A 25,200-nucleotide genomic window follows, 5' to 3' on the forward strand; every position below is an offset into this window, starting at 1 on the left:
ACATGACTCTTCGAATCGCAATCAATGGTTTTGGCCGTATTGGCCGTAACGTCCTGCGCGCACTTTATACCCAAGGCTATCGTCAAGATTTGCAGATCGTCGCCATCAACGATCTGGGAGACAGCGCGATCAATGCCCACCTGCTGAAGTACGACACCGTCCACGGCACCTTCGATGCACACATCGAGCACGATCAGGAAAGCCTGACCGTGAATGGCGACCGCATCGCCGTCAGCGCCATCCGCAACCCGGCCGAACTGCCCTGGGCTGCGGAAAAGATCGACGTGGTCTTCGAATGCACCGGCCTGTTCACCGACCGCACCAAGGCTGCCGCCCATCTTACTGCCGGCGCCCGCAAAGTGATCATCTCGGCCCCGGCCAAAGGCGCCGACGCCACAGTGGTCTATGGGGTCAACCACGATATTCTGCGCCAGTCGCACCAGATCATCTCCAGCGCCTCTTGCACCACCAACTGCCTGGCCCCGGTGGCCCAGGTGCTGCACCGTGAACTGGGCATCGACAACGGCCTGATGACCACTATCCACGCCTACACCAACGACCAGAACCTCACCGACGTCTATCACACCGACCCCTACCGCGCCCGCTCGGGCACCCAGAACATGATCCCGAGCAAGACCGGCGCCGCGGAAGCCGTGGGCCTGGTGCTGCCGGAACTGGCAGGCAAGTTGACGGGCATGGCGGTACGGGTGCCGGTGATCAACGTCTCCCTGGTGGACCTGACCGTGACCCTCAAGCGCGACACCACCGCCGAAGAGGTCAATGCCCTGTTCAAGAGCGCCAGCCAGCACTCCAAGGTCCTCGGTTGCAACACCCTGCCGCTGGTCTCCAGCGACTTCAACCACAACCCGCTGTCATCGATCTTCGACGCCAACCACACCAAGGTCAGCGGCGGCCGCCTGCTCAAGGTCCTGGCCTGGTACGACAACGAGTGGGGTTTCTCCAACCGCATGCTGGATAACTGCCTGGCCCTGTGCAACGCGGAGTAAGCGGGTACTCGTCGATGATCGGTATCAGCTTCACGCAAAAGACCATGGCGGCGCGCAAGCGCATCGCCCTGGTCGCTCACGATCACTGCAAGGCCTTTCTCCTGGAATGGGCCGAACGCCAAAAAACCCGCCTGGCCGAACATCAACTGGTAGCCACCGGCACCACCGGATTGCTGCTGAACAAACGCCTCGGGCTGCCGGTGGAAAGCATGATCAGCGGCCCGCTGGGGGGCGATCAACAGTTGGGCGCACAGATTGCCGAGCAAAAGGTCGATTTGCTGGTGTTCTTCTGGGACCCCTTCGAACCCCAACCCCACGATCCGGATATCAAGGCGCTGCTGCGCGTAGCAGCGGTGTGGAATATTCCGGTGGCCTGCAACGAGTGCAGTGCCGACTACCTGCTCAGCAGCCCGCTGATGAATCAAGCCCACGAACACCGGATTCCTGACTACCAGGCATACCTGGCTGGCAGAGGATAATTCACACAAGGCTTGACCAAAGACGTAGATGACAATCATTATCATCTACTGCACAAAATTGGATCAGGCCTTGCTGTGAGTCAATCGCACTTCAATCACGTCTTCCTCACCCAACGTATTTCTCTGCTGCGAACGCTGGAGCGGATGGTCAATAACCACAGCACCGCCGAAGACCTGTTGCAGGAAACCTACCTGCGCGTGACCCGCGCCCTCGGTGAGCGCCCGATCACTCATCTTGAACCCTTTGTCTTCCAGACCGCTCGCAACCTCGCGCTGGACCATCTGCGTGCCCGGCGCATCCAGGGCCGGACCCTGCTCGAAGATGTGCCCGCAGAGGTGGTGGAGAACGTCGCCGCGCCCGTCAGCAGCGCCGAAGACGCCGCCCATGCCGAACAATTGCTCGAACGCCTGAACGTCAGCCTTGGCCAGCTCAGTGCACGTCAGCAGCAGATTTTCATCCTCAGCCGTCTGCACGGCCACAGCTACCAGGAAATCGCCGAAGAATTGGGCGTGTCCCTGAGCACGGTGCAAAAGGAATTGAAACTGATCATGGCCATCTGCATCGGCGTCGCCGAACGCCTGGACGATCAGTGAGTCTCAACTGCCGAGCAGAATGACTGCGTCAGCCCCGGGCCTTTGTTAACCTTGGCCGGCTTTCGCTCTCTCTTGAAAAAACAGTTGCGCACAGACGCAGCCGAGGAACACCCGTGACGGATTTTCACAGCGCCGAGCCGCCTACCCCTGCCGGCCCGCACTCAAGCAACCTTGCCATGGATCAGGCGCTGGATTGGCTGATCGAGCTGGAACATCCGACCCAAGAGCAAGTGCGCCAATTCCATCAGTGGCTGGCCGCCTCACCGCTCAACGCCCAGGCCTTCGAAAAGGCCCAGGCCCTCTGGAACGGCCCGCAAGTGGCGCAATGCGCCCAGGCTCTGGCCGCCCCAGCGAAAGTCTCGCGCCTGGCCCGCTTGCGGCCCCATTGGAAACCCCTGGCGACCGCTGCAGTACTGGTGCTCGGGCTGTTCAGCTTCAGCAACCTGCCTCTGCGCCTGCAGGCCGATCACCTGACCCTGGTGGGCGAACGCCAGCGCCTGCAGCTGGAAGACGGCTCGAAAGTACTGCTCAACACCAATTCGGCATTTTCCAGCGATATCGACGATCACCAGCGCGTGGCCCGGCTGTACCAGGGCGAAGCCTTCTTCGAGATCCCGGCCAGCCGCGGGCTACCCCTGGAGCTGGACGCCGGTCCGGTGCGGGCCAGCGTGCGCGATACGGTATTTGCCGTGCGATATCTGGATGGCATCGCTCAGATCCAGGTACAGCGCGGTGACATCGACCTGCGGGCAACCCATGCCGACCAGCGCATTCGCCTGAGCGCCGGAGAGAGCATTCGCGTTGGCCCCAAAGGCTTCGACCAGCGAGCCAAGCTCGATGCCGGCAAGGACCTGGCCTGGGTCGAGGGCCGCCTGGTATTCGAGAACTGCCCTCTCAGCCAGGTCCTGGCGGAGCTGCGGCGCTATTACCCAGGCTGGATCATCAACAGCAACCAACAACTGGCGAACGTCGCAGTGACCGGCAACTACCGCCTGGACCAGCCTCTGGACGTGCTGCGCTCGCTGGCCCATATCACCTCGGCGCGGTTGTCGGAGTTCCCAGCGCTGGTGATTCTCAACTGAGAATAATTATTTTTACGCGATCGCAATGGGTCGTACGTCTCGTTATAGCCAATGCAAGTGATTCGCATTTTGCATGCGTATCTGCACCTATAAAAGATTCGTGCGACCCGGAGCGTTTTCGATGTCCCCTCGCCTCAACAGCCGATCCCCTGTTCCCGCTGCCCGCCTGCAGCAATGCACCTTGTCGCTGCTCACCGCAGCCATCCTGCTGGCCGGCACTCAAGCCGCGCCCGTCATGGCCGCCGACGCCCCGGCAGCGTCCAGCCAGCGCATGGGCAACTACAGCTTCGCCATTGCCCAGCAACCGCTGGTCTCGGCGCTCAATGCCTTCACCGCGGTCACCGGCTGGCAAGTCGGCCTGCCCGCCGAACTGGGTGCAGGCGTCGCCTCCCCGGGAGCGCGTGGTTCACTGTCTCCCGAAAAGGCCCTGGATCGACTGCTGAGCGGCACCGGGCTGAACTACCGCAAGCTAGGCAACAACAACATCGTCCTGGAAAAACGCAGCGGCGCGAACGTGGTGAACCTGCAGCAGGTGACCATCAGCGCCACCCGCCAGGAGCAGGACATCAGCTCGGTACCGAGCACCGTGAGCGTGCATACCCGGCAAGAACTCGACCGGCAGAACGTCAACACCATCAAGGAACTGGTGCGCTACGAACCCGGTGTTTCCGTAGGCGGTGCCGGCCAGCGTGCGGGTATCAGCGGCTACAACATCCGCGGTATCGACAGCGACCGGATCCTGACCCAGGTGGATGGCGTCGAAGTGCCTGACCACTTCTTCAGCGGTCCCTATGCCAAGACCAACCGCAACTACGTCGACCCGGAAATCGTCAAGCGCGTGGAAATCCTCCGCGGCCCGGCCTCGGTGCTCTACGGCAGCAGCGCCATCGGCGGCGCCGTCAGCTACTACACCCTGGACGCCGACGACATCATCAAGCCTGGCCAGGACTTCGGCGCACGCCTGAAGACCGGCTACAGCTCGGCCGACGAAAGCTGGCTGAAATCCGGTACCTTCGCCGGACGGGTCGGCGAGTTCGACGGCCTGTTGCACCTGAGCCAGCGCGACGGCCACGAAACAGAATCCTATGGCAGCAACAACGGCACCGGCCTCAACCGCACCGCGGCCAACCCGGAAGACGCCCGCACCACCAACGTCCTGGCCAAGCTCGGCTGGGACTATGCAGACGACGCACGCCTGGGCCTGACCTATGAGAAGTACAAGGACGACCGCGACACCAACCAGAAAAGTGCCGTCGGCGGCCTGTTCCTCAACGGCGTAGGCCAGAACTGGTACCGCTCTCGGGTCGGCAACGACACCATTAGCCGGGAACGCTTTGGCCTGGAAAACAGCTTCGCCCTGAACGCTCCCATCGCGGACCGGATCAAGTGGAGCCTGAACTACCAGATCGCCAAGACCGACCAGACCACCTCCGAACGCTACAACCCGGTATCGATCTACACCCCGGTTGCCCGCGACGTACTGCGCGAACGCCAGACCCTGTACCAGGAAAAACAATGGGTGTTCGACGCACAATTGGAAAAGGCTTTCGCCCTGGGTAAAACCGATCACCAGTTGACCTACGGCACCACCCTCAAGCAGCAGAAAGTCACCGGCTCGCGCTACGGCACCGCTACTTGCCTGACAGTCGGAGCCGGCTGTACGGCCATCGGTGCATCAAGCCCGACCGCCAGTGACAGCGTGAAGAAGTCCAGCGACTTCCCCGATCCGACCATCAACACCTACAGCCTCTTCGCCCAGGATCAGATCAGTTGGAATGCCTGGACCTTCACCCCAGGCCTGCGCTACGACTACACCCAACTCAAGCCGAAGCTGACCCAGGAATTCCTCAACGTCGCCAACCCCACTGGCGCCTTCCCGGTCAGCGACGATAAGAAAACCTGGCACCGCGTATCACCCAAGTTTGGCCTGACCTACGCCTTCGACGAGCACTACACCGGCTACGGCCAATACTCCGAAGGGTTCCGTACGCCGTCGGCCAAGGCGCTTTACGGGCGCTTTGAAAACATCGCCACCGGCTACATCGTCGAGCCCAATTCCAACCTCAAGCCGGAAACAAGCAAGAGCTATGAAACCGGGTTGCGCGGTAATTTCGACGCGGGTAATTTCGACGTCTCGGTGTTCTACAACCAATACCGCGACTTCATCAACGAAGACGCGATTACCGCCGGTGCTCTGCAGACCGTCATCCAGAGCAACAACATCAAGCACGCCACCATCAAGGGCGCCGAAGCCAAGGGTCGCCTCAACCTCGACGCCTTTGGCGCTCCACAAGGGCTGTACAGCATTGGGTCGGTGGCCTACGCCTATGGTCGCAACAATGACAACGGTGAGCCGATCAACAGCGTCAACCCGCTCAAGGGCGTGTTCGGCCTGGGCTACGACCAGGACAACTATGGCGCGCTGCTGAGCTGGACCCTGGTCAAGCACAAGGACCGGGTCGATGACAGCACCTTCAAGGCTCCGGACGGCCGAGCCACCAGCAGCCAGTTCAAGACGCCGGGCTTTGGCATCCTCGACCTGACCGGGTTCTATAAGGTCACCGATGACCTGACCGTCAACGCTGGCCTGTACAACCTGACCGACAAGAAATACTGGAACTGGGACGACGTCCGCGGCTACGACAGCGTCGGTGAAGCTGGCCAGACCGCACCCGCCAACCTCGACCGCCTGACCCAGCCGGGTCGCAACTTCTCGGTCAACCTGGTCTGGGATATCTGATGCATCCGCTCCTCGCTGCTCTTTTTCATCCGGGGCAGTGAGGATTTTTTACTGTGTCGCGTCTTCTTGTTCGTCTAGTCACTAAGTGCCTCTCATTCTCAAGGACATCTGCATGACCTCTCAGGATTCCTCCCAGCGTCATCACCTGCGTTCCCAGCGTTTGAACCAGATCACCCATGAGCCGCATGCCAAGCTCGATGCTCTGGTCAAGGCCCACGCGCCTTTTGAAACCCAAGGTGCTTTCGCCCGCTTCGTGGTAGCCCAGTACCTGTTCCAATCGGAACTGGTGGACCTGTACAACGATGCCGAACTGATCAAGATCGTCCCGGACCTGGCCGAGCGTTGCCGCGCCGAAGCGGCCAAGGCTGACCTTGCCGATCTGGAAACCGACATCCCGGCACCGGTAACGGGCGCAGTCAGCAATCCGAGCAAGGCCCAAGCCCTGGGCTGGATCTTCGTCTCCGAGGGTTCCAAGCTCGGTGCCGCGTTCCTGATCAAGCGCGCCGTGAACCTGGGCATGAGCGAAACCTTCGGTGCCCGTCACCTGGGCGAGCCGGCCGGTGGCCGTGCCGAAGGCTGGAAAACCTTCACCCGCATCCTCGACGGTCTGGAGTTCACTGCCGAAGAAGAAGCCGCAGCAGAAAAAGGCGCCCTGGATGCCTTCAACCGCTTCACCGTGCTGCTGGAACAGGCTTACTCCAGCGCAGCACAACCGGCCTGACCGGCGTAGTTGCGGGCAGGTTGGCCACTGTATAGTGCCGCCCTGCCTGCAGCGGTATTTTGTCGGCCGGCCCGCACTCCGGATTGAGCCATAAGGCGCGTTACCTCATCATCGAAGCCATGACCCGCACTCCTCCCTCCTCGTCAAGAATTTCCCGCTTGCTGTTCGGCGTACTGGCCTATGTCAGCCTGGCCATAGGCCTGATCGCCATTGTCGTGCCCGGCCTGCCAACCACCGAATTCATCCTGCTGGCCGCCTGGGCCGCCACCAAGAGCTCACCTCGGCTCAGTGCCTGGATGGAGAACCACCGCCTGTTCGGCCCGATCCTGAGCAACTGGCGCAACGGCAGGATCATCAACCGCAAGGCCAAGATCAGCGCCACCGTGAGTATGCTGCTGTGCGCCGGCTTGATGCTGACCCTGCTCAACCACCACTGGACGATGTACGCCGCAATCGCCGGCATGACCCTGGGCAACCTGTGGATCTGGTCACGTCCCGAGGCTCTACCACAAGCCTCTTGCCCTCCACCCCTGTAGGAGCCGGCAGGCTGGCGTAGGCGGGTCTTTTCCAGCGACACCTACCGTTCGTCGGCAACACCTCACGCAAAGACCGGCCAAGCCGATGTTCCGGGCATAGCGCTGAATGGACTTGGCGAGCGGAGTCATCCGATTCCGCGCTTTCCATCCGTCCTTTCGCGAGATCGCCCCATGTTCGACTCTCTCTCCATTCGCCTGAAAATCGTACTGTTGTCTGGACTGTGCCTGTTGGGCGTGGTGGCACTGATCGTCGGCATGAACCTCTACCAGAGCCAGCAGAACAACCAGCTGGTCAACACCTCCAGCACGCGAATGCTGACTGCCGGGGTCGAGGAGTTGCTGCAGGCCAAGGCTGCGGACCAGGCCGTGCGCATCCAGAAGACCTTCGGCGAGAGCCAGTTGGTGATCACCGCCCTGGCGGACCAGGTGCGCGATCTGCGGGAGCTGGCGAACAAGCGCGGGCTGGATGCCTCGGCCCTGCGCGAAGAGCTCAACCACAGCCTGAAAACCGCCTTCGAACGCAACCCCAAGGTGCTCGGCATCTGGCTTGCCTACGAACCCAATGCCCTGGATGGCAAGGACAGCGAGTTCGCCAGTGACGCTGCCCGCGTCTCCAATGAGCTCGGACGCTTCGCCACCTACTGGAGCCGCTCCGGTGGCCAGCAACTGAACACCGTGATGGTCGAGGAGGACCTGACCAAGACCACCCTCAACCTCAGCGGCACTCCGTACAACATCTGGTACACCTGCCCCCGAGACACACGCCGGATCTGCCTGCTCGACCCCTATGCCGACACCATCGGCGAGGACAAGAAACAGGTGCTGATGACCAGTATCTCCCTGCCATTGCTGGTGGACGGCAAAGTGATCGGAGTGATTGGCGTCGACATTGCCCTGGACTCCCTGCAAGCCGCCGCCGGCGAATCCCAGCGCTACCTGTTCGGCGGTGCCGGGCACATGATGATCGTCGCCGGCAGCGGCCTGCTGGCAGCCGTCGGCGCTGACGCCGGCCAGGTCGGCAAGAACATCAATGAAACCCTCGGCACCCAGGGCAAGGACATCCTTGCAGTGCTCGCTGGCAGCCAGTCGAAAATCCTCCAACAAGGCGACTTGATCCGTGCGGTCTACCCGTTCAGTCCGATTGCCGATGCCAAGCCCTGGGGCGTGACCATCGACCTGCCGCAACAGGCACTGCTGGCGGACTCGGTAAAGCTGCAGAACCTGCTGGATGAAGCCCAGACCAGTGGCACCGTGAAAACCGTGCTGGTGGCCATCGGCGCCGGCCTGCTGGGCCTGCTGCTGATCTGGCTCAGTGCCTCGGGCGTGACCCGGCCGATCAACAGCGTGGCACAGATGCTCAAGGCCATCGCCAGCGGCGACGGCGACCTGACCCAACGCCTGAACTACAGCAAGAAAGACGAACTCGGCGAGCTGGTCAGCTGGTTCAACCGCTTCCTCGACAAGCTGCAACCGACCATCACGCAAATCAAGCAGAGCATCATCGAGGCCCGCGGCACCGCAGACAAGTCTTCGGAAATCGCCCGTCAGACCAGCGAAGGCATGCAGGTGCAGTTCCGCGAGATCGACCAGGTCGCCACCGCCTCCAACGAAATGAGTGCCACCGCCCACGACGTTGCCAACAGCGCCTCCAACGCCGCCCAGGCGGCCCGTGGCGCCGACCAGTCAGCCAAGGAGGGCATGACCATCATCGAGCGCAGCACCCAAGACATCAGCCTGCTGGCCGACGAAGTCAGCAAGGCCGTAGGCGAAGTCGAGGCCCTGGCCGTCAGCAGCGAGCAAATCGGTTCGGTGCTGGAAGTGATCCGCAGCATTGCCGAACAGACCAACCTGCTGGCCCTCAACGCCGCCATCGAAGCGGCCCGTGCCGGCGAAAGCGGTCGCGGCTTCGCCGTGGTAGCCGATGAAGTCCGCAACCTGGCCAAGCGTACCCAGGACTCGGTGGAAGAGATCCGCGTGGTGATCGAACGCATCCAGACCGGCACCCGCGTTGTGGTGACCACCATGCACGCCAGCCAGAGCCAGGCGCAAAACAATGCCGGACAGATCCAGCAAGCGGTCCAGGCCCTGGGCAAGATCAGCGATGCGGTCACCGTGATCAGCGACATGAACCTGCAGATCGCCAGCGCTGCGGAGCAACAGAGCGCCGTGGCCGAAGAGGTCAACCGCAACGTCTCGGCGATCCGCAGCGTGACCGAAACCTTGACCGAGCAAGCCAGCGAATCGGCTCAGGTCAGCAGCCAGCTCAATGCCCTGGCCACCCAGCAGATGAAACTGATGGACCAGTTCCGGGTGTAAGGCTCGTGCTGGGGGTGCACTGGGGCGGCTTTCGCCGGCAAGCCGGCTCCTACACCCGCAGGGGCTGGCTTGCCATGTCACTCACAGCGCCAGCAAGCCGCTGTACAGGCCATAGGCCGCCAACGACGCGCCAATGATCACCGCCGTGAAGATCAGCTTCTCCAGCGTGGTGAACAGCGGTTCGCCCTGCTCACGCTTGGCCTTGGCGAACAACACCACGCCGGGGGCGTAGAGCAGGGCCGACAACAGCAAGTACTTCAAGCCGCCGGCGTACAGCAGCCAGATCGCGTAGCTCAGGGCCACGACGGCAATCAAGAGGTCCTTGAACCGCTCCCGGGACGCCTGCTCGTAGGTTTCCCCGCGGCCGCTGAGCAGCACCGCATAGGCCGCCGACCACAGGTAAGGCACCAGGATCATCGACGATGCCAGGTAGATCAGGCTGGTGTAGGTGCCGGCGGAAAACAAGGTGATCAGCAGGAATATCTGGATCATCACGTTGGTCAGCCACAAGGCATTGACCGGCACGTGGTTGACGTTTTCCTTCTTCAGGAAGGCCGGCATGGTCCGGTCCCGGGCAGTGGCGTAGAGGATTTCCGCGCACAGCAAGGCCCAGGACAGCAAGGCGCCCAATAGGGAAACCGCCAGACCGATGCTGATCAGCAAGGCGCCCCAGGGGCCAACGATATGTTCCAGCACCGCCGCCAGGGAGGGGTTCTGCAGCTTGGCCAGTTCCGGCTGGCTCATGATCCCCAGGGACAGCACGTTCACCAGCACCAGCAACGCCAGCACCCCGAGAAAGCCGATCACCGTGGCCCGCCCGACGTCCGCGCGCTTCTGCGCCCGGGCCGAGTAGACGCTGGCGCCCTCGATGCCAATGAACACGAACACCGTGACCAGCATCATGTTGCGCACCTGGTCCATCACCCCACCAAAATTCGGATTACTGCGGCCCCAGATATCACGAGTGAAGATGTCCGCCTTGAAGGCCACGGCGGCGATAACGATGAACATCACCAGCGGCACGATCTTCGCGACCGTGGTCAATTGGTTGATGAAGGTCGCCTCCTTGATCCCGCGCAACACCAGGAAATGCACCGCCCAGAGCAGCAACGAGGCGCAGCCGATGGCCACCGGGGTGTTGCCTTGGCCGAACACCGGGAAAAAGTAACCCAGGGTGCTGAACAGCAGGACGAAGTAGCCGACGTTGCCCAGCCAGGCACTGATCCAGTAGCCCCAGGCCGAGGAAAAACCCATGTAGTCGCCAAAGCCGGCCTTGGCATAGGCATAGACCCCGGAATCCAGCTCCGGCTTGCGGTTGGCCAGGGTCTGGAAAACAAAGGCCAGTGTCAGCATGCCAATGGCAGTGATCCCCCAGCCAATCAACACCGCCCCGGCATCGGCCCGGGCGGCCATGTTTTGCGGCAAGGAGAAGATCCCTCCGCCAATCATGGAACCCACCACCAGGGCAATCAGTGCACCGAGTTGAAGCTTCTGCGCCGGTTGTGACATCCCTACCTCTGCATCAGTGAGCCGATCTGGCGATAAACCTACACGGAATTAAATAACTTCTTCAAATTTACGTCTAACAGTAACAGTCAATTATTCATCATTTATGCATCAGGTCTTTGGACACCCTCCAGAAGGCCCTGAATAACCGACTGTTTTGTTTGGAACATGCACTAAGTGCCATCACTACCAAATAATTAACTGAACACTCGCGTGGGTTTGCACATTCTTGAAAACGGTCTAGTTTCAAACGGCGTCGTCAATGAGAACCACTACTGACAAGGAGATCGCAACGCCTCTGGAATGGCCCTCTCGGGGCAGCATTCTACCTCTCGCAATAAATCTTAAGTCATTCATTCACAACGGAATGTAGCAATGAACTGATCTGAGTCAGCTGTTTTGATAGCAAGCAGATTTACTCTGACGTCTCTCTCCTCCTGCATTGGAGTCATGCAATGTCTGAATCCCCCGGTAAACTAAGACTCGGCGCATTAGTCGCCTTGGTAGTGGGTTCCATGATTGGCGGAGGGATCTTCTCCTTGCCGCAAAACATGGCCGCCAGTGCCGATGTCGGTGCTGTTCTTATTGGTTGGGCGATTACTGCCGTCGGCATGTTGACCCTGGCCTTCGTCTTCCAAACCCTGGCCAACCGCAAGCCTGACCTGGACGGTGGCGTCTATGCCTACGCCAAGGCCGGATTTGGCGACTACATGGGTTTTTCCTCGGCTTGGGGCTACTGGATCAGTGCCTGGCTGGGCAACGTCGGCTACTTCGTCCTGCTGTTCAGCACCCTGGGTTACTTTTTCCCGATCTTCGGTGAAGGCAACACCCCCGCTGCGGTGATCGGCGCTTCGGTACTGCTCTGGGCCGTGCACTTCCTGGTCTTGCGCGGGATCAAGGAAGCGGCCTTCATCAACTTGGTAACCACGGTCGCCAAGGTGGTGCCGCTGCTGCTGTTCGTGCTGATCGCCCTGTTCGCCTTCAAGCTGGACATCTTCACCGCCGACATCTGGGGCGTGAAAAACCCCGACCTGGGCAGCGTGATGAACCAGGTACGCAACATGATGCTGGTCACCGTCTGGGTGTTCATCGGCATCGAGGGCGCGAGCATCTTCTCCTCCCGGGCGGAAAAACGCTCGGACGTAGGTAAGGCCACGGTCATTGGCTTCATCACCGTGCTGCTGTTCCTGGTGCTGGTGAACGTGCTGTCCCTGGGGATCATGACTCAGCCGGAACTGGCCAAGCTGCAGAACCCATCCATGGCCGCCGTGCTGGAGCACGTGGTAGGCCACTGGGGCGCGGTGCTGATCAGCGTCGGCCTGATCATCTCGCTGCTGGGGGCGCTGCTGTCGTGGGTGCTGCTGTGCGCGGAGATCATGTTCGCCGCCGCCAAGGACCACACCATGCCGGAGTTCCTGCGCCGGGAAAACGCCAACCATGTACCGGCCAATGCCTTGTGGCTGACCAACGCCATGGTGCAGATCTTCCTGATCATCACCCTGTTCTCGGCCAGCACCTACCTGTCGCTGATCTACCTCGCCACCTCGATGATCCTGGTGCCCTACCTGTGGTCGGCGGCCTACGCGGTACTGCTGGCGGTGCGCGGCGAAAGCTACGAGCAGGCCCTGGCCGAACGCAAGAAGGACCTGGTCATCGGCAGCATCGCCCTGCTCTACGCGATCTGGCTGCTGTACGCCGGCGGGGTCAAGTACCTGCTGCTCTCGGCTCTGCTCTACGCCCCCGGCGCGGTGCTGTTCGCCAAGGCCAAGATGGAACTGCACAAACCGATTTTCACCAACGTCGAGAAGCTGATTTTTGCCGCAGTGGTCATGGGCGCCCTAGTGGCGGCCTACGGACTCTACGACGGCTTCCTGACCCTGTAAGCACTGCTTTTTGCAACACCCCTGATTGTTTTGTCTCTGGAGGATCACAGTAATGACCACGGAAAAAGTTAAGTACGGCGTCCATTCCGAAGCCGGCAAACTGCGCAAAGTCATGGTTTGCTCCCCAGGCCTGGCCCATCAGCGGCTGACCCCGAACAACTGCGATGAACTGCTGTTCGACGATGTGTTGTGGGTGGCCCAAGCCAAACGCGACCACTTCGACTTTGTCACCAAAATGCGTGAGCGGGACATCGATGTGCTGGAGATGCACAACCTGCTGACCGACATCGTCGCCATGCCCGAAGCCCTGGACTGGATCCTGGAGCGCAAGGTTACCGCCAACCAGGTTGGCCTGGGCCTGGTCAACGAAGTCGGCTCTTGGCTGCGCAGCCTGGAGCCACGCAAGGTCGCCGAATTCCTCATCGGCGGTGTTTCGGCCGACGACCTGCCAAGCAGTTTCGGCGGCAAGACCATCGAGATGTTCCGCGACTTCCTCGGCCACTCCAGCTTCATCCTGCCACCGCTGCCCAACACCCAGTTCACCCGCGACACCACCTGCTGGATCTACGGCGGTGTGACCCTGAACCCGATGTACTGGCCGGCGCGACGTCAGGAAACCCTGCTGACCACCGCCATCTACAAATTCCACCCCGAGTTCACCAACGCCGACTTCCAGATCTGGTACGGCGACCCGGACCAGGAACACGGCAACGCCACCCTGGAAGGCGGCGACGTGATGCCTATCGGCAACGGCGTGGTACTGATCGGCATGGGCGAACGCTCATCCCGCCAGGCCATCGGCCAGCTCGCATTGAACCTGTTCAAGCACAAGGCGGTGGAGCGCGTGATCGTCGCTGGCCTGCCGAAATCCCGCGCAGCAATGCACCTCGATACCGTGTTCAGCTTCTGCGACCGCGACCTGGTAACAATCTTCCCGGAAGTGGTGAACCAGATCGTCGCCTTCACCCTGCGTCCTGACGAAAGCAAGCCGGGCGGCATCGATATCCAGCAGGAAAAAACCAGCTTCCTCGACACCGTTGCCGCGGCCCTCAACCTCAAGGCCCTGCGCGTGGTGGAAACCGGTGGCAACAGCTTCGCCGCCGAACGCGAGCAATGGGACGACGGCAACAATGTGGTGGCAGTGGAGCCAGGCGTGGTTATCGGCTACGACCGCAATACCTACACCAACACCTTGCTACGCAAGGCCGGCGTCGAAGTCATCACCATCAGTGCTGGCGAACTGGGCCGGGGCCGTGGCGGCGGCCACTGCATGACTTGCCCGATCATCCGCGACCCAATCGACTACTAAGCGCCCCTTATCCGCAATGGCAGCTTGTCGTTGCCCCCACAAAGGGCCTCGACAAGTGGACGACCGAAATCAAAGGAGATCCATCATGGCTTTCAATATTCACAACCGTAACCTGCTGAGCCTGGAACACCACACTCCACGCGAACTGCGCTACCTGCTGGACCTGTCCCGCGACCTCAAGCGCGCCAAGTACACCGGCACCGAGCAGCAGCACCTCAAAGGCAACAACATCGCCCTGATCTTCGAAAAGACCTCGACCCGCACCCGCTGTGCGTTCGAAGTGGCGGCCTATGACCAGGGTGCCAACGTCACCTACATCGACCCCAACTCGTCGCAGATCGGCCACAAGGAAAGCATGAAGGACACCGCCCGAGTGCTGGGGCGCATGTACGACGCTATCGAATACCGTGGCTTCAAGCAGGAAATCGTCGAAGAACTGGCGAAGTTCGCCGGAGTCCCGGTGTTCAACGGCCTGACCGACGAATACCACCCGACACAAATGATCGCCGACGTACTGACCATGCGTGAGCACGCCGACAAGCCAATCCATGAGATCAGCTACGCCTACCTGGGCGACGCCCGCAACAACATGGGCAACTCGCTGCTGCTGGTGGGCGCCAAGCTCGGCATGGACGTACGCATCTGCGCACCCAAAGCCCTGTGGCCCCATGACGACCTGGTGCAGCGCTGCAAGAAATACGCAGAGGAAAGCGGTGCCCGCATCACCCTCACCGAAGACCCGAAAGCTGCCGTCAAGGGCGTGGACTTCATCCACACCGACGTCTGGGTCTCCATGGGCGAGCCAGTGGAAGCCTGGGCCGAACGCATCGAGCAACTGCTGCCGTACCAGGTCAACGCGCAACTGATGAAAGCCACCGGCAACCCACGGACCAAGTTCATGCATTGCCTGCCGGCGTTCCACAACAGCGATACCAAGGTCGGCAAGCAGATCGCCGAGCAGTATCCGCACCTGGCCAACGGCATTGAAGTCACCGACGACGTGTTCGAGTCGCCAGCCTGCATCGCCTTCGAGCAAGCGGAAAACCGCATGCACACCATCAAGGCGATCCTGGTTTCGACCCTGGCCGACCTCTAACCTGCCACCTGTAGAAGTTGGCTAGCCAGCGATCAACGAGCCTGCGGACCAGTTAATGGTCCGCATCGGCCGACTCACTGGCAAGCCGGCGGCTACGGATCCTCTAGAAGGACTGCATTATGCGTATCGTCGTTGCACTGGGCGGTAACGCCCTGCTCCGCCGTGGTGAACCCATGACCGCGGACAACCAACGCGCCAACATCCGCATCGCCACCGAACAGATCGCCAAGATTCATCCCGGCAACCAGCTGGTGATTGCGCACGGCAATGGTCCGCAGGTAGGCCTGCTGTCCCTGCAGGCGGCGGCCTATACTCAGGTTTCGCCTTATCCGCTGGACGTGCTGGGCGCCGAGACCGAAGGCATGATCGGCTACATCATCGAACAGGAACTGGGCAACCTGCTGGATTTCGAGGTTCCTTTCGCCACCTTGCTGACCCAGGTGGAAGTGGACGCCAAGGACCCGGCGTTCAAGAACCCGACCAAACCCATCGGCCCGGTCTACAGCAAGGAAGAAGCCGAGAAGCTGGCCAAGGAAAAAGGCTGGGCCATCGCCCCGGATGGCGACAAGTACCGCCGTGTGGTGGCCAGCCCGAAACCCAAGCGCATCTTCGAGATTCGCCCGATCAAGTGGCTGCTGGAAAAAAGCAGCATCGTGATCTGCGCCGGCGGTGGCGGTATCCCGACCATGTACGGCGAGGATGGCAAGCTCAAGGGCATTGAGGCGGTCATCGACAAGGACCTGTGCTCGGCGCTGCTGGCCGAACAGCTGGAGGCCGATCTGCTGGTGATTGCCACCGACGTCAACGCAGCATTCATCGACTTCGGCAAGCCCACCCAGAAAGCCATCGCCCACGCCCATCCGGATGAAATGGAGAAGCTCGGCTTTGCCGCCGGTTCCATGGGGCCGAAGGTCCAGGCCGCCTGCGACTTTGCCCGCCGCACTGGCAAAGTCGCGGTGATCGGTTCACTCTCGGACATCGAAGCGATCGTCCAGGGTAAGGCCGGCACCCGCATCAGCACAGCGAAACCCGGCATCAGCTACCTGTAGGACGCTTGTCGTAAGAACTCGGGGCAGGCCCGGCGCCTGCCCTTATTTCAAAGCCTTGGAGGAGAGAAGCCTATGGCCAAGTTTGAGCCCGGTCACCTGCATATCGAGCGCCATGCACTGAACAAGGACGACTTCAGCTACAACCTGTGCATCGACTATGAAGTATCCCAGGACCCCAAAGAGGGCAAGGGTATGCTGTTCACCCTGCACGGCACCATTGAAGACAAACCCTTGAAGGAGCAGTTCTTCCTTGCCAAGGACCTGGCCTTCGACTTCGCCCGACACGCCACCCGCATTGCTCAGCAGCACGGCCTGCCCAAAAGCGCCAGCATTGCCTCGATGCACAAGTACTACGACGAAATGTTCGAAGACGTACGCAAGCAACTCAATGTAAAGCCCGGCGACCCGGTGAAACCCGAACACCTGGCATAACCCCCATCTTCTGTAGGAGCCGGCTTGCCGGCGAACTGCCCAACGCCCGGCACAGGTACCAGGTCCGCCTTCGCCGGCAAGCCGGCTCCTACGGCATGGGTGACGATTTCGACTAAGCCCCCGCCCCAAGGCATACTGGCCACCCTCCGCTTTGCAGAACCGTCAGCCACCCCATGCGTATCCACGTCAGCTTCATCGACCGCGTCGGCATCACCCAGGAAGTCCTGGCCCTGCTGGGCGGACGCAACCTCAATCTGGATGCGGTGGAAATGGTGCCGCCCAACGTATACATCGACGCCCCGACCCTGAGCCCCCAGGTACTGGAGGAGCTACGCGATGCACTGTTCAACGTGCATGGCGTGCAGGCGGTAACGGTGGTCGACATCCTGCCCGGCCAGCGTCGTCATTTGCAGTTGGATGCCTTGCTGGCCGCTATGACCGATCCGGTGCTGGCCCTGGACAGTGCCGGCAAGGTGTTGCTGGCCAACCCGGCCTTGATTGCCCTCTATGGCCGCGAGCCGGCGGGAGAAAGTGTCGCCGAGCTGTTTGCCGACCCGGCCTTGCTGGAGTCCCTGCTGGAGCACGGCTTTCGCCTGCCGCTGCGGGAGATCACGGTCAATGGCCAGACCTTGTTGCTGGACGCCACCCCCATCACCGATGCCGGTGCCCTGCTGACCCTGTACCCGCCCAACCGCATCGGCGAACGACTCTCGGCCCTGCACCACGATCACGCCGAGGGCTTCGACGCCCTGCTCGGCGAATCACCGGCGATCCGCACCCTCAAAGCCCGGGCGCAACGGGTCGCAGCGCTGGATGCGCCGCTGCTGATCCAGGGTGAAACCGGCACCGGCAAGGAACTGGTGGCCCGGGCCTGCCACGCCATCAGTGCCCGACACAATGCACCGTTCCTGGCCCTGAACTGCGCGGCGTTACCGGAAAACCTCGCCGAGAGCGAGCTGTTCGGCTACGCCCCCGGGGCCTTTACCGGGGCCCAGCGCGGCGGCAAGCCGGGGCTGATGGAACTGGCCAACCAGGGCACGGTGTTTCTCGATGAAATCGGCGAGATGTCGCCCTATCTGCAGGCCAAGCTCCTGCGTTTTCTCAATGACGGCAGCTTTCGCCGGGTGGGTGGCGACCGCGAGATCAAGGTCAATGTGCGCATCCTCAGCGCTACCCATCGCGACCTGGAAAAGATGGTCGGCGAAGGCAGCTTCCGCGAAGACCTGTTCTATCGCCTCAACGTGCTGAATGTTGAAGTACCGCCGCTGCGCGAACGCGGCCAGGACATCCTGCTGCTGGCCCGCTACTTCATGCAGCAGGCCTGCGCGCAGATCCAGCGCCCGATATGTCGCCTGACCCCGGGCACCTACCCGGCCCTACTGGGTAACCGTTGGCCGGGTAACGTGCGGCAATTGCAGAACGTGATCTTTCGCGCCGCAGCGATCTGCGAAAGCAACCTGGTGGATATCGGCGACCTGGACATCGCCGGCACCTCGGTCGCACGGCAGAGCGATGCCGAGGTTGAAAGCCTGGAACAGGCCGTGGAAGCCTTCGAGAAAGAGCTGCTGGAAAACCTCTACGCCAATTACCCCTCGACCCGACAACTGGCCAACCGCCTGCAGACGTCCCACACCGCCATCGCCCACCGCCTGCGCAAGTACGGCATTCCCGGCAAGGCCTGACCTGCCGCCTCATCCGTAGGAGCCGGCTCGCCGGCGAAGAGGCCCTCAAGCCCTGTGTCGCTCTTAAGGGCGCCTTCGCTGGCAAGCCAGCTCCTACGCCAGCCCCCATCAGCGCCGGCCGCCGATACAGGTCTGGAAGCGACCTGCAACTGTACTGAAAGCGCTACAGCGGAACGATTTCGCTACAAGGCCTTGTAATCGCTGCCGTGCAAGGCTTTGATCCTCAAAGCCTTTTTGGCTGCGGGGCCAGATGTAGCGATTTCGCTACACCCAAGCCCTCCAGACTTTTCAAAAAAACTCTCAAACCGTTGATATTAAAGGACTAAATAAATATTGGCCGTGTTCTTGCTATGGACATTGCCATTCGGCTCGGCCCTGCACGAGCATTCAATCGCGTCCACCAGACGAGTCTGGCCCCTGAGGAGTTTCCATGAGCGAGTTGCGTTTTACTGAAGATCACGAATGGCTGCGTACCGAAGCGGATGGCAGTGTCACCGTCGGCATCACGGCTTTTGCCCAGAACGCCTTGGGTGATGTGGTGTTTGTGCAACTGCCTGAACTGCAGAGCTACGACAAGGGCGCCGAAGCCGCCACCGTGGAATCGGTAAAGGCCGCCAGCGGCGTGTACATGCCTCTGGACGGTGAAGTGGTCGCCACCAACCCGGCCCTGGAAGACAGCCCGGAACTGGTCAACGAAGACCCGCTGGGCGAAGGCTGGTTCTTCCGCTTCATCCCTGCCGATGCCGCTGCCGTTGGCCAACTGCTTGACCAGGCCGCCTACGACCGCCTGATCAAAGCCAGCGCCGAAGCCTGAGGACCCCGTCATGACCGTCAACCTGACTACCGCCAACGAATTCATCGCGCGCCACATCGGCCCGCGCCCGGGCGATGAGCAAGCCATGCTCAACAGCCTCGGTTTCGATTCCCTGGAAGCCCTGAGCGCCAGCGTGATCCCCGAGAGCATCAAGGGCACCAGCGTGCTGGACCTGGGCCACGGCCAGAGCGAAGCCGAGGCCCTGGCCTCGATCAAGGCCATCGCCGCCAACAACCAGCTGTTCAAGACCTACATCGGCCAGGGTTACTACAGCTGCCACACGCCATCGCCAATCCTGCGCAACCTCCTGGAAAACCCGGCCTGGTACACCGCCTACACCCCGTACCAACCGGAAATCTCCCAGGGTCGGCTGGAAGCGCTGCTGAATTTCCAGACCTTGATCAGCGATCTCAGCGGCCTGCCGATCGCCAACGCCTCGCTGCTCGATGAAGGCACCGCCGCCGCCGAAGCCATGACCTTCTGCCAGCGCCTGAGCAAGAACAAGGGCAGCCACGCGTTCTTCGCCTCGGTGCATTGCCACCCGCAAACCCTCGACGTGCTACGCACCCGGGCCGAGCCCCTGGGGATCGATGTGGTGGTGGGTGATGAGCGCCAGCTGACTGACCTCAGCCCGTTCTTCGGCGCGCTGCTGCAATACCCGGCGAGCAACGGCGACCTGTTCGACTACCGCGAACTGACCGAGCGCTTCCACGCCGCCAACGCACTGGTGGCGGTGGCCGCTGACCTGCTGGCCCTGACCCTGCTGACCCCGCCCGGTGAGTTCGGCGCCGACGTGGCCATCGGCAGCGCCCAGCGCTTCGGTGTACCGCTGGGCTTCGGTGGCCCGCACGCGGCTTACTTCGCCACTCGCGATGCCTTCAAGCGCGACATGCCCGGCCGCCTGGTGGGTGTCTCGGTGGACCGTTTCGGCAAGCCGGCCCTGCGCCTGGCGATGCAGACCCGCGAGCAGCACATTCGCCGCGAGAAGGCCACCAGCAACATCTGCACCGCCCAGGTGCTGCTGGCCAACATCGCCAGCATGTACGCCGTGTACCACGGTCCCAAGGGCCTGATCCAGATTGCCCAGCGCATCCACCAGCTGACCGCGATCCTGGCCAAGGGCCTGGGCCAGCTGGGTCTGGTCGTGGAGCAGCAGAACTTCTTCGACACCCTGAGCCTGCACACCGCCGGCCGCACCGCCGCACTGCACGACAAGGCCCGCGCCCAAGGCATCAACCTGCGGGTGATCGACGCCGAGCGCCTGGGTCTGTCCCTGGACGAAACCACCACCCAGGCCGATGTTGAAGGCCTGTGGAGCCTGCTGGCCGACGGCAAGCCCGCGCCAGACTTCACCGCGCTCGCGGCTTCGGTCACCAGCAGCATCCCCGCAGCCCTGGTACGCCAGTCGGCGATCCTCAGCCACCCGGTGTTCAACCGCTATCACTCGGAAACCGAGCTGATGCGCTACCTGCGCAAGCTGGCGGACAAGGACCTGGCCCTGGATCGCACCATGATCCCGCTGGGCTCCTGCACCATGAAGCTCAACGCCGCCAGCGAAATGATCCCGATCACCTGGGCCGAGTTCGGTGCGCTGCATCCGTTCGCCCCGGCCGAGCAAAGCGTCGGCTACCAGCAACTGACCACTGAGCTGGAAGCCATGCTCTGCGCCGCCACCGGCTACGACGCGGTGTCGCTGCAGCCCAACGCCGGTTCCCAGGGCGAGTACGCCGGCCTGCTGGCCATTCGTGCCTATCACCAGAGCCGTGGCGACGACCGTCGCGATATCTGCCTGATTCCATCCTCGGCCCACGGCACCAACCCGGCCACCGCCAACATGGCCGGCATGCGCGTGGTGGTCACCGCCTGCGACGCCCGCGGCAACGTCGATATCGAGGACCTGCGGGCCAAGGCCATCGAGCACCGCGAACACCTCGCCGCGCTGATGATCACCTACCCCTCGACCCACGGCGTGTTCGAGGAAGGCATCCGCGAAATCTGCGGGATCATCCATGACCACGGCGGCCAGGTGTACATCGACGGCGCGAACATGAATGCGATGGTCGGCCTCTGCGCCCCGGGCAAGTTCGGCGGCGACGTGTCGCACCTGAACCTGCACAAGACCTTCTGCATTCCCCACGGCGGTGGCGGCCCGGGCGTCGGCCCGATCGGCGTCAAGTCGCACCTGGCGCCGTTCCTGCCCGGCCACGCGGCGCTGGAAAACAAGAAGGGCGCGGTCTGTGCCGCACCGTTCGGCAGCGCCAGCATCCTGCCGATCACCTGGATGTACATCCGCATGATGGGTGGCGCCGGCCTCAAGCGCGCCTCGCAATTGGCGATCCTCAATGCCAACTACATCTCGCGGCGCCTGGAAGAGCATTACCCGGTGCTCTACACCGGCAGCAACGGCCTGGTGGCCCACGAATGCATCCTCGACCTGCGCCCGCTGAAAGACAGCAGCGGTATCAGTGTCGATGACGTGGCCAAGCGCCTGATCGACTTTGGTTTCCACGCCCCGACCATGTCGTTCCCGGTGGCCGGCACGCTGATGATCGAGCCCACCGAAAGTGAATCCAGGCAAGAGCTGGACCGCTTCTGTGACGCGATGATCCGCATCCGCGAGGAAATCCGTGCGGTGGAAAGCGGCCTGCTGGACAAGGACGACAACCCACTGAAAAACGCCCCGCACACTGCGGCCGAGCTGGTGGGGGAATGGTCCCACCCGTACAGCCGCGAACAGGCGGTGTACCCGGTGGCGTCGCTGGTTGATGGCAAGTACTGGCCGCCAGTGGGCCGGGTCGACAACGTGTTTGGCGACCGCAACCTGGTGTGTGCCTGCCCGTCGATCGAAAGCTACCAGGACGCCTGAGCCGTCCATCACTGGAGAGCCGTGCCCCTACAGATACCGCGTATACCTGTAGGAGCCGGCTCGCCGGCGATGAACGACAACGCATCAATCGAGTAGAACTGCGGCGCCTGGATCGCGGGCAAGCCCACTCCTACAAGTGCCTGCCTGCCGATCACTACAATAAGAAACCGGAGAACCAACATGTCCCTGAGCGTGTTCGACCTGTTCAAGATTGGTATCGGTCCCTCCAGCTCCCACACCGTTGGCCCGATGCGCGCGGCTGCGCGTTTCGTCGAAGGGCTGCGTCGCGAACACCTGCTGGCAAGCACCACCCGCGTCAAGGTCGAGTTGTACGGCTCGCTGGGCGCCACAGGTAAAGGTCACGGCAGCGACAAGGCGGTTTTGCTGGGCCTGGAAGGCGAACACCCGGACACCGTGAATACCGAAAACATCGCCGCTCGCCTGCAGGAAATACGCAGCAGCGCGCACCTCAACCTGCTCGGTGAACAGCGCATTGCGTTCAACGAGAAAGAACACTTGGTGATGATCCGCAAACCCCTGGCGTATCACCCCAACGGCATGATCTTTCGTGCCTTCGATAGCGCCGGCCTGCAAATCCGCAGCCGCGAGTACTACTCGGTCGGCGGCGGCTTCGTGGTCGATGAAGACGCCGCCGGTGCCGACCGCATTGTCGAAGACACCACCCCGCTGACCTTTCCCTTCAGGAACGCCAAGGAACTGCTGCAGCACTGCAGTACCTACGGCCTGTCCATCAGCCAGGTGATGCTGACCAATGAAAGTGCCTGGCGCCCGGAAGCGGAAACCCGTGCCGGCCTGCTGAAGATCTGGCAAGTGATGCAGGACTGCGTGGATGCGGGCTGCCGCAACGAAGGGATTCTGCCGGGCGGGCTCAAGGTCAAGCGCCGCGCCGCTGCCCTGCACCGGCAACTGTGCAAGCACCCGGAGGCGGCGCTGCGTGATGCGCTGTCGGTGCTGGATTGGGTCAACCTCTATGCCCTCGCGGTCAATGAGGAAAACGCCAATGGTGGCAGAGTGGTCACGGCCCCCACCAACGGTGCGGCCGGGATCATTCCGGCAGTACTGCACTACTACATGCGCTTCATTCCCGGAGCCACTGAAGACGGGGTGGTGCGCTTCCTCCTGACCGCAGCCGCCATCGGCATTCTGTACAAGGAAAACGCCTCGATCTCCGGTGCCGAAGTCGGATGCCAGGGTGAGGTGGGCGTGGCCTGCTCGATGGCGGCCGGGGCGTTATGCGAGGTCCTGGGTGGCAGCGTGCAACAGGTGGAGAACGCCGCGGAAATCGGCATGGAACATAACCTCGGACTGACCTGCGACCCGATTGGCGGCCTGGTGCAAGTGCCCTGTATCGAACGCAACGCCATGGGCTCAGTTAAAGCCATCAACGCGGTGCGCATGGCGCTGCGAGGGGACGGGCAACATTTCGTCTCCCTCGACAAGGTGATCCGCACCATGCGCCAGACCGGCGCCGACATGAAAAGCAAATACAAGGAAACCGCCCGTGGCGGTTTGGCCGTGAACATTATCGAGTGCTGATACGCGAATTGCGTTTGCGTACATTTTTCAGGAGTTGCCCATGTCCACCGAATCACTGTTGAAAACCCCACTGCACAGCCTGCACCTGGAACTGGGTGCCCGCATGGTGCCGTTTGCCGGCTACGACATGCCGGTGCAATACCCGCTGGGGGTGATGAAGGAGCACCAACATACCCGCGAGCAGGCCGGCCTGTTCGACGTGTCCCACATGGGGCAAATCCGCCTGAGCGGCGCCAATGCCGCCAAAGCCCTGGAAAGCCTGGTGCCAGTGGACATCATCGACCTACCAGTGGGCATGCAGCGCTACGCCATGTTCACCAACGAACACGGTGGCATCCTCGACGACCTGATGGTCGCCAACCTGGGTGACAACCAACTGTTCCTGGTGGTCAACGCGGCCTGCAAGGACCAGGACCTGGCCCACCTGCGCCAGCACATCGGCAAGCAATGCGAGATTCAGCCGCTGTTCGAAGAGCGTGCCCTGCTGGCACTGCAAGGCCCGGCGGCCGTCACCGTACTGGCGCGCCTGGCGCCGGAGGTGGCGAAGATGACCTTTATGCAGTTCAAGCCAGTGTCGGTGCTGGGTGTGGACTGCTTTATCAGCCGTTCGGGTTACACCGGGGAAGACGGTTTCGAAATTTCAGTGCCGGCGGCCCACGCGGAAAAACTCGCCCGTGCCCTGCTGGCCGAACCGGAAGTGGCGGCCATCGGTCTGGGTGCCCGTGACTCCCTGCGTCTGGAGGCTGGTCTGTGCCTCTATGGCCACGACATGAACAGCGATACCACACCGATCCAGGCCAGCCTGCTCTGGGCTATTTCCAAGGTCCGTCGAGCCGACGGCGCTCGTGCTGGCGGCTTCCCCGGGGCGGAGGTGATCTTTACCCAGCAGAAAGACGGCGTCAGTCGCAAACGCGTCGGCCTGTTGCCCCTGGAACGTACACCGGTACGTGAAGGCGCGGAGATTGTCGACGCCGAAGGAAACATCATCGGCAACGTCTGCAGTGGCGGCTTCGGCCCGACCCTGGGCAGTCCGTTGGCCATGGGCTACCTCGACATCCAACACACGGCGCTCGATACACCAGTTGCAGCGATAGTTCGTGGGAAAAAGGTACCAATGCTTGTAAGCAAAATGCCATTCGTGCCACAGCGCTATTACCGCGGCTAAAGGACTGTTTCCATAAGTAACGCGGTTGCGTTAAAAGTGCACTAATCTGTAACGCAACCGCCATAAAACAGTGCATATTTTCGATACTGAACTTTACTTAGAACGCCCGAAAACAATTGAATAACTCTATCGAATAAGCCCCGCACGCTAGTTCCACCAAACCTTGGCAAGCTGAGCAAAACCGGGGGTTCGCGGGGCTTGTTTTTTCTCCCGTAGTTGGCGTAGAGTTTCTCCACTGTGTTTGCATGGGTCGCTTGGAATCGTGACCTGGGCAGTAGCTAACAAGTTTGCTACAACCCGTTCGACGTCTCTTACTTTCCTGCAACCCAGCCCAGTACTCTTTCACGAGAAAGAGACTGTCATTAA

19 protein-coding genes are annotated in these 25,200 nt (G+C 61.7%); 18 read left to right on the forward strand and 1 reads right to left on the reverse strand.

Annotation, left to right across the window (positions count from 1 at the left end; all coding sequences use genetic code 11):
- Window positions 1-2: 2 nt before the first annotated feature.
- The 8 genes from gap to GV819_RS11120 all read left to right on the forward strand — a co-directional run bounded on the left by gap (window position 3) and on the right by GV819_RS11120 (window position 9,475).
- Window positions 3-1,007, forward strand: coding sequence for a type I glyceraldehyde-3-phosphate dehydrogenase (gap, locus tag GV819_RS11085; protein ID WP_161756113.1), 1,005 nt, complete (start codon window positions 3-5; stop codon window positions 1,005-1,007).
- A 14-nt stretch (window positions 1,008-1,021) separates the two neighbouring features.
- Entirely contained in the window at window positions 1,022-1,486 is a 465-nt protein-coding gene (locus GV819_RS11090; RefSeq protein ID WP_161756114.1) for a methylglyoxal synthase, read from the forward strand.
- Window positions 1,487-1,561: 75 nt separating this feature from the next.
- Complete coding sequence (locus GV819_RS11095) at window positions 1,562-2,080, forward strand: RNA polymerase sigma factor (RefSeq protein ID WP_161756115.1); 519 nt, start codon at window positions 1,562-1,564, stop codon at window positions 2,078-2,080.
- A gap of 113 nt (window positions 2,081-2,193) precedes the next feature.
- Entirely contained in the window at window positions 2,194-3,162 is a 969-nt protein-coding gene (locus GV819_RS11100; RefSeq protein WP_161756116.1) for a FecR family protein, read from the forward strand.
- A gap of 121 nt (window positions 3,163-3,283) precedes the next feature.
- Complete coding sequence (locus tag GV819_RS11105; RefSeq protein ID WP_161756117.1) at window positions 3,284-5,902, forward strand: TonB-dependent receptor; 2,619 nt, start codon at window positions 3,284-3,286, stop codon at window positions 5,900-5,902.
- A 112-nt stretch (window positions 5,903-6,014) separates the two neighbouring features.
- Window positions 6,015-6,623 carry a biliverdin-producing heme oxygenase gene (locus tag GV819_RS11110; protein ID WP_161756118.1) on the forward strand — a complete coding sequence of 203 codons (609 nt, stop codon included), beginning with the start codon at window positions 6,015-6,017 and terminating at the stop codon, window positions 6,621-6,623.
- A gap of 119 nt (window positions 6,624-6,742) precedes the next feature.
- Complete coding sequence (locus GV819_RS11115) at window positions 6,743-7,159, forward strand: YbaN family protein (RefSeq protein WP_161756119.1); 417 nt, start codon at window positions 6,743-6,745, stop codon at window positions 7,157-7,159.
- A gap of 171 nt (window positions 7,160-7,330) precedes the next feature.
- The gene (locus GV819_RS11120; protein WP_161756120.1) at window positions 7,331-9,475 is read left to right on the forward strand and encodes a methyl-accepting chemotaxis protein; all 2,145 of its coding nucleotides are present in this window, start codon (window positions 7,331-7,333) and stop codon (window positions 9,473-9,475) included.
- 81 nt (window positions 9,476-9,556) lie between these two features.
- Here the strand turns inward: GV819_RS11120 and arcD (GV819_RS11125) are convergent, their stop codons facing one another.
- The gene (gene arcD / locus GV819_RS11125; RefSeq protein ID WP_161756121.1) at window positions 9,557-10,984 is read right to left on the reverse strand and encodes an arginine-ornithine antiporter; all 1,428 of its coding nucleotides are present in this window, start codon (window positions 10,982-10,984) and stop codon (window positions 9,557-9,559) included.
- A gap of 452 nt (window positions 10,985-11,436) precedes the next feature.
- Here arcD (GV819_RS11125) and arcD (GV819_RS11130) point away from each other — a divergent pair, with 452 nt between their 5' ends.
- The 10 genes from arcD (GV819_RS11130) (at window position 11,437) to gcvT (ending at window position 24,834) form a co-directional block, all read left to right on the forward strand.
- Complete coding sequence (gene arcD, locus GV819_RS11130; RefSeq protein ID WP_161756122.1) at window positions 11,437-12,864, forward strand: arginine-ornithine antiporter; 1,428 nt, start codon at window positions 11,437-11,439, stop codon at window positions 12,862-12,864.
- A 52-nt stretch (window positions 12,865-12,916) separates the two neighbouring features.
- Window positions 12,917-14,173 (forward strand): arginine deiminase, encoded by a 1,257-nt coding sequence (gene arcA / locus GV819_RS11135; protein WP_161756123.1) that lies wholly within the window; start codon window positions 12,917-12,919, stop codon window positions 14,171-14,173.
- An 85-nt stretch (window positions 14,174-14,258) separates the two neighbouring features.
- Window positions 14,259-15,269, forward strand: a complete 1,011-nt coding sequence (locus tag GV819_RS11140; RefSeq protein ID WP_025126828.1) for an ornithine carbamoyltransferase — start codon at window positions 14,259-14,261, stop codon at window positions 15,267-15,269.
- Window positions 15,270-15,388: 119 nt separating this feature from the next.
- Window positions 15,389-16,318, forward strand: a complete 930-nt coding sequence (gene arcC, locus GV819_RS11145) for a carbamate kinase (RefSeq protein ID WP_161756124.1) — start codon at window positions 15,389-15,391, stop codon at window positions 16,316-16,318.
- A gap of 72 nt (window positions 16,319-16,390) precedes the next feature.
- Window positions 16,391-16,750, forward strand: coding sequence for a DUF5064 family protein (locus GV819_RS11150; protein WP_161756125.1), 360 nt, complete (start codon window positions 16,391-16,393; stop codon window positions 16,748-16,750).
- Between the two features lie 173 nt (window positions 16,751-16,923).
- Entirely contained in the window at window positions 16,924-18,432 is a 1,509-nt protein-coding gene (locus GV819_RS11155; protein ID WP_161756126.1) for a sigma-54-dependent transcriptional regulator, read from the forward strand.
- Window positions 18,433-18,862: 430 nt separating this feature from the next.
- Complete coding sequence (gene gcvH / locus GV819_RS11160; protein WP_161756127.1) at window positions 18,863-19,246, forward strand: glycine cleavage system protein GcvH; 384 nt, start codon at window positions 18,863-18,865, stop codon at window positions 19,244-19,246.
- A 10-nt stretch (window positions 19,247-19,256) separates the two neighbouring features.
- The gene (gene gcvP, locus GV819_RS11165; RefSeq protein WP_161756128.1) at window positions 19,257-22,112 is read left to right on the forward strand and encodes an aminomethyl-transferring glycine dehydrogenase; all 2,856 of its coding nucleotides are present in this window, start codon (window positions 19,257-19,259) and stop codon (window positions 22,110-22,112) included.
- 180 nt (window positions 22,113-22,292) lie between these two features.
- The gene (locus GV819_RS11170; RefSeq protein ID WP_161756129.1) at window positions 22,293-23,669 is read left to right on the forward strand and encodes an L-serine ammonia-lyase; all 1,377 of its coding nucleotides are present in this window, start codon (window positions 22,293-22,295) and stop codon (window positions 23,667-23,669) included.
- A gap of 40 nt (window positions 23,670-23,709) precedes the next feature.
- Window positions 23,710-24,834, forward strand: coding sequence for a glycine cleavage system aminomethyltransferase GcvT (gene gcvT / locus GV819_RS11175; RefSeq protein ID WP_161756130.1), 1,125 nt, complete (start codon window positions 23,710-23,712; stop codon window positions 24,832-24,834).
- Window positions 24,835-25,200 lie beyond the last annotated feature (366 nt).

The organism is Pseudomonas sp. Fl5BN2 (assembly GCF_009908205.1).
Lineage (GTDB): Bacteria > Pseudomonadota > Gammaproteobacteria > Pseudomonadales > Pseudomonadaceae > Aquipseudomonas.

What these genes read in the sequence shown, in the direction of transcription:
- GV819_RS11120 (WP_161756120.1), top strand. Translation starts at nt 7,331, where the DNA reads ATGTTCGACTCTCTCTCCATTCGCCTGAAAATCGTACTGTTGTCTGGA.
- GV819_RS11090 (WP_161756114.1), top strand. Translation starts at nt 1,022, where the DNA reads ATGATCGGTATCAGCTTCACGCAAAAGACCATGGCGGCGCGCAAGCGC.
- gcvP (WP_161756128.1), top strand. Translation starts at nt 19,257, where the DNA reads ATGACCGTCAACCTGACTACCGCCAACGAATTCATCGCGCGCCACATC.
- arcC (WP_161756124.1), top strand. Translation starts at nt 15,389, where the DNA reads ATGCGTATCGTCGTTGCACTGGGCGGTAACGCCCTGCTCCGCCGTGGT.
- arcD (WP_161756122.1), top strand. Translation starts at nt 11,437, where the DNA reads ATGTCTGAATCCCCCGGTAAACTAAGACTCGGCGCATTAGTCGCCTTG.
- GV819_RS11105 (WP_161756117.1), top strand. Translation starts at nt 3,284, where the DNA reads ATGTCCCCTCGCCTCAACAGCCGATCCCCTGTTCCCGCTGCCCGCCTG.
- gcvH (WP_161756127.1), top strand. Translation starts at nt 18,863, where the DNA reads ATGAGCGAGTTGCGTTTTACTGAAGATCACGAATGGCTGCGTACCGAA.
- GV819_RS11155 (WP_161756126.1), top strand. Translation starts at nt 16,924, where the DNA reads ATGCGTATCCACGTCAGCTTCATCGACCGCGTCGGCATCACCCAGGAA.
- GV819_RS11115 (WP_161756119.1), top strand. Translation starts at nt 6,743, where the DNA reads ATGACCCGCACTCCTCCCTCCTCGTCAAGAATTTCCCGCTTGCTGTTC.
- arcD (WP_161756121.1), bottom strand. Translation starts at nt 10,984, where the DNA reads ATGTCACAACCGGCGCAGAAGCTTCAACTCGGTGCACTGATTGCCCTG.
- GV819_RS11150 (WP_161756125.1), top strand. Translation starts at nt 16,391, where the DNA reads ATGGCCAAGTTTGAGCCCGGTCACCTGCATATCGAGCGCCATGCACTG.
- arcA (WP_161756123.1), top strand. Translation starts at nt 12,917, where the DNA reads ATGACCACGGAAAAAGTTAAGTACGGCGTCCATTCCGAAGCCGGCAAA.
- GV819_RS11170 (WP_161756129.1), top strand. Translation starts at nt 22,293, where the DNA reads ATGTCCCTGAGCGTGTTCGACCTGTTCAAGATTGGTATCGGTCCCTCC.
- gap (WP_161756113.1), top strand. Translation starts at nt 3, where the DNA reads ATGACTCTTCGAATCGCAATCAATGGTTTTGGCCGTATTGGCCGTAAC.
- gcvT (WP_161756130.1), top strand. Translation starts at nt 23,710, where the DNA reads ATGTCCACCGAATCACTGTTGAAAACCCCACTGCACAGCCTGCACCTG.
- GV819_RS11140 (WP_025126828.1), top strand. Translation starts at nt 14,259, where the DNA reads ATGGCTTTCAATATTCACAACCGTAACCTGCTGAGCCTGGAACACCAC.
- GV819_RS11110 (WP_161756118.1), top strand. Translation starts at nt 6,015, where the DNA reads ATGACCTCTCAGGATTCCTCCCAGCGTCATCACCTGCGTTCCCAGCGT.